Source organism: Geobacillus sp. FJAT-46040, assembly GCF_002335725.1.
Taxonomy (GTDB): Bacteria; Bacillota; Bacilli; order Bacillales; family Anoxybacillaceae; genus Geobacillus; species Geobacillus thermoleovorans.
The window spans coordinates 2,081,524-2,094,448 of sequence record NZ_NISS01000001.1 but is presented as its reverse complement, the minus strand read 5'-3'; the positions used below and the strand labels follow the sequence as shown (position 1 = coordinate 2,094,448).

The window sequence follows — 12,925 nt, the reverse complement described above, 5'->3', positions numbered from 1 at the left end:
GGATATGTATGGAGAACGAAATTGGACTGGGTAAGCTCATTAAATAGAGGATATTTCCCGAAGCCTCTGCAGTTTGACGAACTGGGGGGCGGCGAAAGTGTGACGAGTGGGGATAGATGCACAAGGAGCGGCATGGTTGATTTCATCGGAGAAAGAGAAAAAGGCTGTCCCGAAAACATTTCTCTTAGACAGCCCTTATTGGTTTGGGGAAAGAGAGGAACATGCTTCGATATAAACCGTTTCAAACCGCTTGGCCACATGTTCGAATTGAAATTGCTGTTCAACGAGCGTTCTTGCCTTTTTCGCCATGGTTTCCGCTTCATGTTTGTTCACAAGCATGTAATCAATCGCTTCAAAAAAAGCGTGCGGGTTTGGATAGTCGTCGATGACTAGTCCGGTTTCGCCATGGCGGACGATTTCGGTGTTGCCGCCGCGGTTGGTTGTCACGACCGGAATGCCGGCGGCCATCGCTTCGTAATGAACGCGGGCGAGCGGCTCGTGCCATTGCGAGCTGCATACAAACACATCGGCCATTAAGAGCAGTTTGGGGATATGACTGTGCGGAACGTAATTCGTAAACAGAACGCGATCGGCCATCGGCGCCGCGAGCTCATGAAGCCAGTCGATGTATTCGCTTCGGCCGGTGTCGCCGAACCATTTTCCGCCGACGATGACAAGCGCTGCCTCGGGATGGCGGATCAAAAGGGATGGCAGGCATTGAATCAGCAAATGCGGTCCTTTTGTTTTGCTGAGTCGGCCGAGAAAGAGAACGACTTTTTTATCGGTGAGTCCGTACGCTTCGCGTTCCGCTTGGCGGATGCGCCTGCCTTCTTCCATCCAGACGGGGATGTATTGGGAAGCATCGACTCCGGAATAAACGACTTTTACTTTCTGAGGATCGATTGGGTAACGGTTTGTCACCGTCCGTTTGATGTATTCACTGACGGCGGTCAGCAAGGTGCAGGCGTCTAGCGCCCGCTTCGCCTGTTCTGCTGTAATTTTCAGCGGGGAAAACATGTCGTTATGCAGGCTTAGCACAAAGGCGCTTTGCGGAGCCGCCGCTTGGTAATCGATGAGCGGAACAGGACGATTGAAGACGTGGACGACATCGAATTTGTGCGCGGCCAACGCACGTGCCACATCCGTTTCATACGTGGCTTTTGGAAAACGGATGTAGCGGATGTCTCCGTCTGTCTCTTCAGGCGGCAAAAGCGGATCAGCGATTGAAAAAATCGTCAGTTCGTGGCGTCGGGCGATCAATGGAGCAATCCCATCGATCATCATTTGAATGGCCCCGCCCCGCACTGCCGGGGCGGGCAGCTTTTCCGTGCAGACATAGGCGATTTTCATGAATGCTCACCCTCATACAGCGAACGGATGTATTCGATCTCTTTTTGTAGGCCGCCCTCAAGCGTTACAACCGGCTTGTACCCGAGCAGCCGCTCCGCTTTTGCCAAGTCGGCCCACGTTTGTTTCGGCTCTCCGCGGGCGGCGGGGGTATACTGAATGATCGCTTGTTTTCCCGTCAGCGTTTCCAGCAGACGGATCACCTCATTGACCGATGTTCGTTCTTTTCCGCCGATATTGATCGTTTCTCCAATGACGCCATCCCGCTCGAGCGCGGCGATCGTTCCATCAACGCAGTCAGAAATATAGGTGAAATCGCGCGATTGTGTTCCGTCGCCGAACACGGTGAGCGGTTGTCCAGCGAGCAGCTGGCGGATGAAGCGGTGAAACGACATGTCTGGGCGCTGGCGCGGGCCATAGACGGTGAAATAGCGCAAAATGACGATCGGTACGGCGAACTCGCGAAAATAGATGCGGCATAAATGTTCGCCGGTGAGCTTCGTAATGCCATATGGGGAGAGCGGGGCCGGTTCAAGCGTTTCCGACAACGGGCCGCTCCGCTCGCCGTAGACGGATGAGGTCGAAGCGTAGATGAACCGTTTGAGTGGCCGGTCTTTGCATGCCTCAAGCAACCGCTGGGTAGTGGAAATGTTGTGTGCAGCATAGGCGGCAAACTCCGTCCCCCAGCTCGTTCGCACACCGGGCATGCCGGCTAAGTGGTAGACCGCTTCGACGTTTTGCAGCAAGGACGGCAAATCGGCTGTCAACAAATCCAGCTCAAGAAAGGTAAACCGTGGATGAGACTGCAAATGGGCAATGTTCTTCGCTTTTAGCGGCGCCGGCGTCGGTCCGAGAAAGCCGTCGACGCCAATCACATGATGCTCGTCGTTTTCCAGCAGTTTTTCGCATAAATGGGAGCCGATAAATCCGGCCGCACCGGTGACGAGAATGTTCACGGGCGCCCCACCCCCATGTAGCGCAAACCGCTTTGTTCGACTGCATGGCGATCCAAACAGTTTCGACCGTCAAACACGAGCGTCCCATTCATCGCCGCTTTCACTTGCCCCCAGTCAAGCGTGCGGAATTCGTCCCAATCGGTGGCGATGACCAAGCCACCCGCCCCTTGGATCGCTTCGTGCACCGACTGGACTTGTGTGACGCGGGTGAGCGGCTCCGAGAGCGTTGCCTTCGGGTCGTAGGCGGCAACCGTACAGCCGTTTTCACTCAATCGGCGGATGAGCGCTTCAGCGGGGGAAAAACGCGTATCGTCTGTATTCGGCTTGAAGGAGATGCCAAGCACGGCGATCTTTTTGTCCGTCAATGGGGCAAGTTGCTCATTGAGTTTTTGGAAGCAAACGTCAAGCTGGGTGGCGTTGATGGTCTGCACCGCCTTCAGCAAATGCGGCTCCACTTGGCGCGAACGCGCCGCATGTTCGAGCGCTTTGATATCTTTTGGAAAGCAAGATCCTCCATAGCCGAGGCCGGCCCGCAAAAAGTGTGGGCCGATGCGCGGGTCGAGGCCGATCCCGCGGGCGATGTCATTGACATCGACGGCAAACGCGTCACAGATGCGCGCCATTTCGTTAATAAAGGAAATTTTGGTCGCCAAAAACGCGTTGGCGGCGTATTTGATCAGTTCCGCGCCGGTCAGGCTCGTTGTGAGGTAAGGGGCGTTGATGCCGGCATACACCGCCTGCATGACGGCAAGCGATTGGTCATCATCCGGTTCGAGTCCGACGACGATTTTGTCTGGGTGAAACATATCGTAGACAGCCGACCCTTCCCGCAAAAACTCTGGGTTGGATACGATTCGGAACAACTGCGGTTTCACTCCTTTGCGGATAAGCTCGGCACGCATCCATTCATTCGTCCCCGGCGGGACAGTGCTTTTCGTGACGATCGTTTTGTACGATTTGATCGTCGTTGTCAAGCGGTCGAGCACCGCTTCAATATAGCGCAAATCGGTGCCGCCGTCGGGCCGCGGCGGGGTGCCGACACAAATGACAACGACGGCCGCCCGTTTGATATCATCCCAGCGGCCGCTGAACGTCAAATAATTATCATTTTTGGCAATCAATTCTTCGAGCCCTGGCTCATAAAACGGAACTTCCCCGTTATTGAGCAGGCGGATTTTCCGTTCATCATGATCAATGCAATGCACTTCATGCCCAAGTTCAGCAAGGACGGCAGCGGTGGTTAGTCCGACGTAGCCAGCGCCAATGATGCAAATGTTCATCCTATTTCGCGCAGGAGACTCCCACTTCAACGACCAAAGGAAGTAAGTGGGAGAGGAATGCGCGTTCCCCCTTTCTTTTGTGTATGATAGAATAAAGGCGTGGAGAAAACCGTTAAATAAAGGCACTCCAATAAACTGCTGCTCGATGTATGGAGTTGGTTGCAGGAAACGTTGCAACCGTAAAACATCGAGCGTAGGTCTGTCTGTTGTGTGTGGAAGCCAAGTACTGCCAACAGACACACCGAGAGAATCGGTAACGATGCAGGCATGACCTGTGTCGTTGGGTAGTCGTCAACCTGCCCCCTGATGCAACCCCAAGTCAAGGAAGGAGGACGAAGTCCGTTTGCACTTCTGGGGAGTTGCAAGCCCCCACTTCAAGCGTTAGCTAAGTGGGGGTAGTTGACGTTAATAGGCCTCCTTCGTGAAATCTCCGGCTTTTATAGCGTATTAACAGACAAGCGTGGTTTGCTACATGACAAGCGCCTAAAACACTGGAAATGGTGCGGTCTATTTTCGGCGGACAACCTTTCTGCTGTTTGGAAAGGAAAGGGGAAGAATTGAGCATCAAAAAAACCAGGTGACAGTTACCTGGTTTTTTTGATGAATTCATCATACAGCCGCTCCTGCACCTTGATTTGTTTCGTGATATCAAACCGCTGTTCAATCACTTTGCGCGCTTTTTTCGTGAAGGATGGAATTCGTTCCGGATGTTCCAGAAAAAAGCGAATGCCGTTCGCTAGCTCAAGATCGTCTCTTTCTGGTGCGAGATAGCCGGTGCGTTTGTGTTCGATCAATTCGGGGATGCCGGCGTGATTCGTTGAGACGACCGGCAGCCCGCTTGCCATCGCCTCTTTCAACACGTTGGGGATGCCTTCGATGTCTCCGTCTGAAGCGGTCTCGCTCGCCAGGCAAAATAGATGGGCGCGTTCCATTTCGCGGGCGATTGAAGCGGCATCCATGGCACCCAGCAGGTCGACAGACGGATCGAGCTTCAGCTCGCTGACAAGCCGGCGGATGTTTTCTTCCTCTTTGCCGCTGCCGATGATGCGGAGGCGGCAGCGCGGATGAACCGCATGCACGCGCCAAAAGGCGCGCACAAGCGTTAAAAAGCCTTTTTTCTCGACGAGCCGGCCGATTGAGAGAATGATGATGTCTCCGTTTGCAGGAATCGTCCGCTCTCGGTACGGAAATAAATCGAGCTCGATGCCGCCGTAGAGAACTTGGATTTTTTCCGGCGGAAAGCCTAGTATGGTCAGTTCATTGGCAAGGTAGCGGCAGACAGGAAGAAAGAGCGCCCCATGCTGTTTGAGCAAATTGTACCGTTTTTGATTGCGCCGCAAACTTTGATGCTTCGCCGATCCATCGCGGCCGCGGATGCTGACGACAAGCGGAATGCGATGGGCGATGCAAAGCGGAAGAATTTCGACGGCATGCTTTCCATGGTGAGCGTGAATGGCGACAATATTTTGTTCTTTGGCGAAGCGGTCGAAATCGTCGATGTCGTTGAGGCGGTAATAGTTGATGAGAGGAAACGGATGGATGCCGTCATCAGCGAATGACCCGATCATGATCGGGCGGTATTTTTTTAAATGAACCATTTGGTTGTAAATAAAACGTTGATTGATTTTCATTTTTTCATGAAGAAAGTGGGCGATCGTTTGTTTCATTTTTCTCTATCCCTCGCTTTTGAAAAAATCGGACAAGAATGCGAATTTTTTTGTTTCCTGTTCGGCGAGGCGGGTGAGCAAGTCCAAGGACGATGGGCTGTGCAACGCTTGCTTTTGTTTTTCACGGCCGACCGCTTCGCTGTAAAACACGTGAGGAAACATAGCATCAGCGACATAGACGCTCTTGTACGGAGCGTACAGCGGGCAAATGGAGAAATAAAGGTCAAATAGCAGCTTCGTTCGCTTTACCGCATCGTTTTTCGGGTTTTTCATCAATGAAACAAGCAGAAAGCGAAAATCATCAAGCGGGAGGCCATAGTAGGCGCGGTCAAAGTCAATCATCATGACTTCGTGGTTTTCCGCCAATAAAAGGTTGTTGCTGTTGTAATCCCCGTGGCAAATGGCCTTTCGTTCTTTCGCTGTGCGGCAAAAATCAGCTAGATTGCTTTTTTCAAGCCATGCATAACTTTGATTAGCGATCCGGGCCATCTGTTCCATTATATGAGAAAGAGTGTCACCATGATCGATGGCCTTTGCCTGCTCCTCTAACTGTGCTGCTTTTTGCCGATGTGCGCTCAGCACGTCTTTTGGCTCCGGAAACGATGAAGGGCAGGGGCCGATCCAATCGGCAAACAGACTGTGAGCATGAAAGCGGGCGAGCCCTTCGATCCGTTGTTGGAAAGAGGGCTTCGTTCCGCTTGGGACGATGTAGTCCATCAAATAGTAGTAATGGCCTTTTCGGTGGATGTAATATTGGTCTGTTTTCGTTTGGAAGATTTTTGGGACATGAAATCCTTCTTGGTACAGCTTTGAATGAAGCAAAATCGGAAAATTCGTTTTGTCTTCGCTCAGCCGTTTCAGCACGTACTGTTCCCTCGTTTTTTTGTTTCGCACAAGCCATACTTTGTCGTTTTTCAGTTCCTTCATGATATCGACTTCAGTTCCAGTCAGGTCGTAACTGCTTAAAATGTCAAACAACAAGCGAGATCGTTTCGAAGCCAAGATCAGTTCCTCCTAGCATCTATTGTCGATTAGTAAAAGTGTATGTAATACGAGAAGCGAATATATAGACAAGCGCACTAGTCAATGAGAAAACGGCGCCGCCAAAAAAATAAGCGCCGACCGCGCTGGTTGGCGTCAGCCGGCTGTGCCTTCTTTTCTAGCTATTCTTCCTCTTCATCTGTGTCGGCGGATGGAGCTGGCCTCATGGAGGCAGGGAGATCGATTGAGGTGATCGTGGCAGCATCGATCGTAAGCGAGCGCCCCCCCTCTTTATAAAAGCGGTCAACCAATAGCGAGACGCTGTTCGTCCGCGGCTCGAAGCCGAGAAAAAGCGCATTGTAATGCGTCTCGTTGGTGGTGTGCACGTTAACCTCAGTGTTGAGTGGAAGCGCGGCCAGCTGTTCGTAAAGAGCACGGGGAAGGCGGGGGCGGGTTGGGCGTCGGTTGAAAAAGACATGGTACATCGCGTCGCCTCCTTTCTAGTCTCTTGTGTTAAAAACCTATACTCCATCATATGATTGGCGTAGGAGAGCGTTTGGGTAAACGTCTGTACCAAAGAGAATTCGCTAGCTGCCAAATGGGAACGACAGAAGGCAATCGGTTTTTTGCGGTCATAATCATGGAAAGGGGAGGGGAGCATGGACGATCCGTTTTCATTTGTCCTTCTTTGTTTAGCCAGCTTTCGCCTGACACGGCTCATCGTATATGACGCGATCACCGCCTGGATTCGCCGTCCCTTTCACGAATGGACGGAGCAGGAGCTTCCGGACGGAAGCAAACAAGTGTTTCTTTCTTTTAAGGGAGGCGGGCTGCGTCGCTGGTTTGGCGAACTGCTGAGCTGCTACTGGTGCACGGGGATCTGGTGTGCGGCGTTTTGTTATACTGGCCTAATGCTTTGGCCGAATGTTTTTGAGCCGCTCATTATGCTTCTAGCGATTGCCGGCGGGGCGGCGATCATGGAGACGATCGTCAGTAAATGGCTGTCGTAAGAAGAAAGGCGGCTATTGAGGTCATGACACAGCCAATGAGGGATGCCGGCGGGCGTCGTTTTGGTCAAAAAATGGACAGCGAACCGCTGATGCTGGTTGGGCAACGTTCGCTGAAGGAATGGCCGGCGGTGTGGATGGAAGTCGTCAAGCCGTCGTCAGCCGGTGATGCAAAAACAGCCGCGCAGCTTGTCGGGATGACGTTGATGGAAGGAAACGTCCAACTCCTATTGTTTGAAATAGGAAATAGCGGAGCCGGCCCAAAACGGCCGGCCCAAACAGCAGGTGCGCCGCTGGTCGGCATGAAGGCGGAAAACGAGCGGGTCACCATTGAATGGCAATATGGTTGGCGGCAGGAACGCCCTTTGGCAGTTCTGCGCAATACACGAATCCATCAACCGTCAATGAGCGGGCATTGCTGGACGGGGGAACAGTGATTTCAAACTGGGAAAAGCGCCGCTCCTCGCTTGGTTCAAGCGGGGTGTCATAAAGCGGGGCAAGCCAGTATTCCCCGCTTTGCCGCACTTTTTCCCGCCAGTTTTCGTGGGTGAACGTCCAGCTTTCCGCGCTATTGGAGATCAGCGCTTCCTGCTCGGCCCGTCCGCTGTTTGGCAAAACAATTTTCCCGCTGAGCACCGCCGTTTTTGGGGGCGAAAGGCGGAGACAGACAATCAAATGGTGAAGCGGCGCTGTTCCGTGATTGCGAATGATGAAATCGCCGATGATGGTCAGCTCCTCCTCATCAAGATGCGTCGGAACGACGACAGAATAGTGAAACAACGCTGACACGGCAGCAGCTCGTTCAAACGCTGGTGTCTGTGTCTCTTTTGAGGTGTTATATCGCGTTTCTTCCAGTGCAATTTCACACAACAGAAGCTGGCGTTCCAAGGCGGCGATTTTTTTCTTGTACGTTTCAACGTTGGTTGTTTCTGCTTCACGCAGCTTCTCTTTCAAATAGGCGCTGCGCATTTTTTCCTTGGCCAACTCGGCCTCCAGTTGCTGCACTTGTTGCCGGCATGAGGCTGCTTCTGACCGGTAGTGGATGATTTGCTGCTGCAGACGGAGATGTTGGTCGTTTTTGTTTTTCATACGGTTTCCACCCCTTCCATTCTCATCTTATGTATCCATTGCGGGTGCATGCCATATAAAAAAGGCTGTTGTTGGAACAACAGCCTGAACGGTGCAGGACGCTACATGGCCGGGAATACGTCCGGGCATTGCGGCGGGAATTTGGTTGTCGGGCAAAGCACGGCTTCGGCCAATTCTTCGCGCGGTTGGCAGAAACGAGCTTCGACTTCGATTTTGACATCAGCTTCCACTTGGACTTCAAGGCATAAGGTGATGGAAACATCAAGTTGTGCAAAGTTGTCTGTGCAGACTAGGCTCGTGTCGCATTCGAAGAACGAAATATGGCAGTTGAGCTGCGTGCCTTCTGGGGCGCACAAGATGAACGTTTGTGCTGTAGCGAACGGAATTGGTTTCGATTGGAAAATAACCGTGCCGGCTGGGCTGACAATTTGCACGACGACATGCCCTTTGATGAGCGCTTTGACTTTTTGCAGCGTCACCGTTTCCCCAGAAGGAAGGGTGACGTTTACGGACTGCCGGCCGTTTGGCTGCGTAATTTCCTGGCAAATCAATGCGTCCTGATCAACGACCGAGTCGATCGGGTTTCCGTCGGCGTCTGTCAGGAAGCAACGGATCGTCAAGTGTTGCGGGTTTGTATGTTGCGCTCCCAAAAAATCGCAAATCGTTCCTTCCCGCTGGCAGTGGTCCATCGGGAAAATCGCTTCCAAATCCTCGCCGCTGAAGCTTCGCAATGGCACATCGACTTGGCGCGTCACCCAGTCGTAAATTTTGCGCGTTCTGATGCATACTCTTTCTGTATCGCGACGGTGATGATGACCCATTTTCTTCGTTCCTCCTATCGTTCAGTTGTTCCCCAACGCCTGGTGGTTTGGGACTACTGTATACTATGGAACGGCTTAGGTAAATGTGTTGGGACAGATGCGGATTTTTTGCTGGTGGGTGCAGACAACGATGAATCAAAGGAGGAGATGTCGAATGATGAAAGACAAACATGGGGCGATGAATGAAGAGAGAAGGGGGACAGGTGAACAGCGGCTTGCTGAGCGAATGGCTGAACTGGAGCGCCGGCTGAAAGAGGTGGAAGCCGAAAACATTGTGTTAAAGGAACTGGCTTACCAAAGCGCCAAGCGCTACGAGCAGCTCAAACAGCTGGCGAAGGAAAATGACGAGCTTCGCCGCCAGCTGCTGCAATCGCCATGGAGCGAAAAAACGGGCAAGGCAGATGAGGACGAACGGCCGGACAGCTGGTTTTTCCGCACACTGAGGCAAGAAAATGCCATCATGCCACACCCGGAGCGAAACGAAAAATGAGAGGCACCCTTGGCTCGCCAAGCCATACAATAGCAGTAGCCGCTCGCTTTTTCTCTCGCCGTTAGACATTGTTTGTTTTTATGCCGTTTCGATTAGAGACGAATCGTACGGAAATGGACTTGAACATAAATTGGTTGATCGGCGAGGGCTACACTTTTTCGGGATGGAGGGATGAGGAATGAAGAAGCCTACTCCGTCGAAACCGGTGACAAGGGTGCTTTCTTCGACAACGCAGCCTGTGCGGCGTCCGAGCGGATGCGGATGCGGTCGGCCAGCCGTCATCAAGAAGAAATAACGGAAATCTGTGAGAGATGCCTATACTTCGCTTCGCCTCCTTGCATAGTCTAACAGTGCAACTAGGCGAAAGGAAGGGGGGAAGGGCATGTCGGATCGGAAAAAAGCGAAAGTGATTCATGTCGATAAATTGATCATTCATACCGATGACATCGTCATTATGCCGCGCGGCCGCATCCGCGATCCATGGTTGTTCCCGCACCGCGATGATACGGAAATGGAAGCCGTTGAAGATGTGCGGGACCGGGATAAGGAAGAACATGGTGAAGGAGGCCATGATCGAAACGAAGGAGAACGGAGACCGTTCTCGTGGATCTAACCATAAAGCAAATGGGGGACGCAAACGGTGGAGCGTTTTAAAAATTACGGGCTTTGGCTGGCAATCGGATCGTTTGCCGTGATTGCGCTTGAGACATTCGGCGTCGACATTGATCTTGGCAAATATGAACGACTGTACCATGCCTTCTTAAGCATTTTGGTGATGGCCGGTATTTTAAACAACCCATCGCTCGGCCGCGGTTATTCCGATAAAGTTGATAACAAGTCGTAAACCGTATGGGCGCCTGCAGAAGGCGCCCTTTTCGTGCCCGGAAAGGCTGGAAAGGCGGGAGAACGTTTTGCAGAAAATGACAATTATAATTTGGCGGAAAAAAACCATTCTAAACATTGTCACCACCAATCTTACACCATATAAGGAGGACATGAATCATGACGGTTGCAACACAAGTGAAACAAACATTGGCGGGGTTAAAATCGGCTCAAGCGAGCTTCGAAACGTTTGCTTTGCAAACCGAAAACCAAGCCGCGAAACAGCTTTACCAACAAGCTGCCCAACAAACGCAGGCGGTCATTGATTTGGTGAACTCGCGCATGCAAGAAATTCAAAACGAAGAGCCACAATATAAACAACAATAACCTTCGCAGAAGCGAATGGGATGGTTTAGGCGGAAAGGTTGGCACAGCACGCCAACCTTTCCCGACTTGGCGGAAATACATAAAAACGAATGGGTTGATGAAGATGAAAAAATGGTGGTTGGCGGCCGTCGTTGCGATGATCGCGGTCGGCGGCTGCGCCAAAGAAGAAACGGAACAAAAGCAATCGCTGCAAGGGGCAAACCTGCTGAGAACCCAAACGTCCGGGACGGCGAAACATGCGGAGCTGAACCAAGGTCCGGCCGAGCGGGCGGCCAGCTATTTGCGCGGGCGCGACGATGTTCGGGACGTGGTGGCGGTCAACAGCGGGGATCGGTTGCTCATTGCTTATCAAATTCCCCATATGAAGCGGTGGAGTCGAAAACAAATTGAGAAAGACATTGACCAAAAACTGCGCGACCTGTTTCCTGGCTATGACGTTGTTTCTTCGAGCGATTTGAAAATTTTTTGGAAGACGAAGGAATTAAAAGCTAACATGGACAATCGACGCTGGGATGAACGAAAAGTCAATCGGGAAATCAGGCGCATTGAAAAGCTAAGCAAAGAGCAAACATAAGAGGTGTCATTATGGCGAATGAAAAACGGAAAAAGCTGACCCCGGTTCAGCAGGAATATCATTTATTCGAAAAAGAGCGGGAAACGAAGCGCCCTATCGTTCGCAACTGTGTTTGCGCGTTTCTCGTTGGCGGAATCATTTGCGTGATTGGACAGGCGATCTCTTATTTTTACATGTATTTTTTTGACTTTACCGAGCAAACGGCAGGCAATCCGACGGTGGCGACGATGGTCTTTTTGTCGATGATTTTAACTGGGCTTGGCGTTTATGACCGGATCGCCCAATTCGCTGGGGCGGGAAGCGCCGTGCCGGTGACAGGGTTTGGCAACGCCGTCATCTCGGCGGCGATTGAGCACCGGACGGAAGGATTTGTGTTAGGCGTCGGCTCGAACATGTTCAAGCTCGCCGGATCGGTCATCTTGTTCGGTACGTTTGCCGCCTTTGTTATCGCCCTTGTCAAAACGATTGCGACCCAGTGGGGGGGATTGTAATGCTGAAAGGGCACCGCACATGGGTGTTTGCGAACAAGCCGGCAATCATCGCAACAGCGGCGGTCGGCGGGCCGTTTGAGGCGAACGGCCGCCTCGCGGAAGACTTTGATCTTCTTCACGAAGATTTATGGCTCGGAGAGGAGTCGTACGAGAAGGCGCACCGCGTGTTGCTTGAGGAGGCGGCGTTTCAGGCGATGGAAAAAGCCGGCCTAGAGAAAGAAAAAGTGCAATTTCTCATCGCCGGCGATTTGATCAACCAGATGACGCCGACAAGTTTTGCCGCCCGAACGCTCGGCATGCCGTATCTCGGTGTTTTTGGCGCCTGTTCCACTTCGATGGAAGGGCTGGCGCTAAGCGCTTTTATTGCCAACTACGGCGGGGCAGACTATATCTTAACCGGTGCGTCAAGCCATAACACCGCTGTCGAAAAGCAGTTCCGCTATCCAACCGAATACGGCGGGCAAAAGCCGCCGACGGCGCAGTGGACGGTAACGGGAGCTGGCGTGGCGATCGTCAGCCCGAAAGGGGACGGGCCGCGCGTGACGGCAGCGACGATCGGCCGCGTTGTGGATATGGGGATCGCCGATCCGTTCAACATGGGCGGAGCGATGGCGCCGGCGGCGGTCGATACGATTGAGGCGCATTTGCGCGACATGCAAATCGATGCATCGTATTACGATTTGATCGTCACCGGCGATCTAGGGCGAATCGGACGCCAAGTCTCCCTTGACTTGCTGCGTCAGCACGGCATTGACATCGATGAAGAGCGCTACCAAGATTGCGGACTGCTCATTTACCGCGATGGGCAGCCGGTTTTGTCCGGCGCAAGTGGGGCGGCTTGTTCCGCCGTTGTCGTTTACGGGCATCTCATCAAACGGATGCGGCGCGGCGAGCTGAAGCGCATTTTGGCAGTCGCGACAGGAGCGCTATTGTCGCCGCTATCGTTCCAGCAAAACGAGACGATTCCATGCATCGCCCACGCGGTGGCGATCGAGTATGGAGGTGAGGCGTAG

16 protein-coding genes are annotated in these 12,925 nt (G+C 52.6%); 8 read left to right on the top strand and 8 right to left on the bottom strand.

Going from position 1 to position 12,925, the window contains the following annotated elements:
* Positions 1-195: 195 nt before the first annotated feature.
* From CD000_RS11065 to CD000_RS11035, 6 genes are all read right to left on the bottom strand, one after another.
* The gene (locus CD000_RS11065) at positions 196-1,350 is read right to left on the bottom strand and encodes a glycosyltransferase family 4 protein (protein ID WP_096225667.1); all 1,155 of its coding nucleotides are present in this window, start codon (positions 1,348-1,350) and stop codon (positions 196-198) included.
* Positions 1,347-2,303, bottom strand: coding sequence for an NAD-dependent epimerase/dehydratase family protein (locus tag CD000_RS11060; RefSeq protein WP_096225666.1), 957 nt, complete (start codon positions 2,301-2,303; stop codon positions 1,347-1,349). The genes CD000_RS11065 and CD000_RS11060 overlap by 4 nt, the downstream gene beginning before the upstream one ends.
* Positions 2,300-3,583 carry a UDP-glucose dehydrogenase family protein gene (locus CD000_RS11055; RefSeq protein ID WP_096226282.1) on the bottom strand — a complete coding sequence of 428 codons (1,284 nt, stop codon included), beginning with the start codon at positions 3,581-3,583 and terminating at the stop codon, positions 2,300-2,302. The genes CD000_RS11060 and CD000_RS11055 overlap by 4 nt, the downstream gene beginning before the upstream one ends.
* A gap of 584 nt (positions 3,584-4,167) precedes the next feature.
* A complete protein-coding gene (locus CD000_RS11045) occupies positions 4,168-5,250 on the bottom strand; it encodes a glycosyltransferase (protein WP_096225665.1) in 1,083 nt (360 codons plus the stop codon).
* Between the two features lie 6 nt (positions 5,251-5,256).
* Positions 5,257-6,252, bottom strand: coding sequence for an aminoglycoside phosphotransferase family protein (locus CD000_RS11040; RefSeq protein ID WP_096225664.1), 996 nt, complete (start codon positions 6,250-6,252; stop codon positions 5,257-5,259).
* A gap of 161 nt (positions 6,253-6,413) precedes the next feature.
* Positions 6,414-6,716: a hypothetical protein gene (locus tag CD000_RS11035; protein WP_011230344.1), complete on the bottom strand. Its 303-nt coding sequence runs from the start codon at positions 6,714-6,716 to the stop codon at positions 6,414-6,416.
* Positions 6,717-6,890: 174 nt separating this feature from the next.
* Here CD000_RS11035 and CD000_RS11030 point away from each other — a divergent pair, with 174 nt between their 5' ends.
* Positions 6,891-7,241: a DUF1360 domain-containing protein gene (locus tag CD000_RS11030; RefSeq protein ID WP_013523186.1), complete on the top strand. Its 351-nt coding sequence runs from the start codon at positions 6,891-6,893 to the stop codon at positions 7,239-7,241.
* 321 nt (positions 7,242-7,562) lie between these two features.
* On the opposite strand, the gene CD000_RS11020 is transcribed toward CD000_RS11030, so the two are convergent.
* Positions 7,563-8,327 carry a hypothetical protein gene (locus tag CD000_RS11020; protein WP_096225663.1) on the bottom strand — a complete coding sequence of 255 codons (765 nt, stop codon included), beginning with the start codon at positions 8,325-8,327 and terminating at the stop codon, positions 7,563-7,565.
* Positions 8,328-8,428: 101 nt separating this feature from the next.
* Positions 8,429-9,148, bottom strand: coding sequence for a BMQ_0737 family morphogenetic spore coat protein (locus CD000_RS11015; RefSeq protein WP_096225662.1), 720 nt, complete (start codon positions 9,146-9,148; stop codon positions 8,429-8,431).
* 154 nt (positions 9,149-9,302) lie between these two features.
* Between CD000_RS11015 and CD000_RS11010 the strand changes: the two genes are divergently transcribed.
* The 7 genes from CD000_RS11010 to spoVAD all read left to right on the top strand — a co-directional run bounded on the left by CD000_RS11010 (position 9,303) and on the right by spoVAD (position 12,925).
* Complete coding sequence (locus CD000_RS11010; protein WP_014195191.1) at positions 9,303-9,638, top strand: spore coat protein; 336 nt, start codon at positions 9,303-9,305, stop codon at positions 9,636-9,638.
* Positions 9,639-10,020: 382 nt separating this feature from the next.
* On the top strand, positions 10,021-10,251 hold the full coding sequence (locus CD000_RS11005; RefSeq protein WP_096225661.1) for a hypothetical protein: 231 nt from the start codon (positions 10,021-10,023) through the stop codon (positions 10,249-10,251).
* A 27-nt stretch (positions 10,252-10,278) separates the two neighbouring features.
* On the top strand, positions 10,279-10,482 hold the full coding sequence (locus tag CD000_RS11000; RefSeq protein WP_096225660.1) for a holin: 204 nt from the start codon (positions 10,279-10,281) through the stop codon (positions 10,480-10,482).
* A 158-nt stretch (positions 10,483-10,640) separates the two neighbouring features.
* Positions 10,641-10,847 (top strand): DUF1657 domain-containing protein, encoded by a 207-nt coding sequence (locus CD000_RS10995; RefSeq protein WP_011230352.1) that lies wholly within the window; start codon positions 10,641-10,643, stop codon positions 10,845-10,847.
* 97 nt (positions 10,848-10,944) lie between these two features.
* Positions 10,945-11,421, top strand: coding sequence for a YhcN/YlaJ family sporulation lipoprotein (locus CD000_RS10990; protein WP_011230353.1), 477 nt, complete (start codon positions 10,945-10,947; stop codon positions 11,419-11,421).
* Positions 11,422-11,432: 11 nt separating this feature from the next.
* A complete protein-coding gene (gene spoVAC / locus CD000_RS10985) occupies positions 11,433-11,912 on the top strand; it encodes a stage V sporulation protein AC (protein WP_011230354.1) in 480 nt (159 codons plus the stop codon).
* Positions 11,912-12,925, top strand: a complete 1,014-nt coding sequence (gene spoVAD / locus CD000_RS10980; RefSeq protein WP_096225659.1) for a stage V sporulation protein AD — start codon at positions 11,912-11,914, stop codon at positions 12,923-12,925. The genes spoVAC and spoVAD overlap by 1 nt, the downstream gene beginning before the upstream one ends.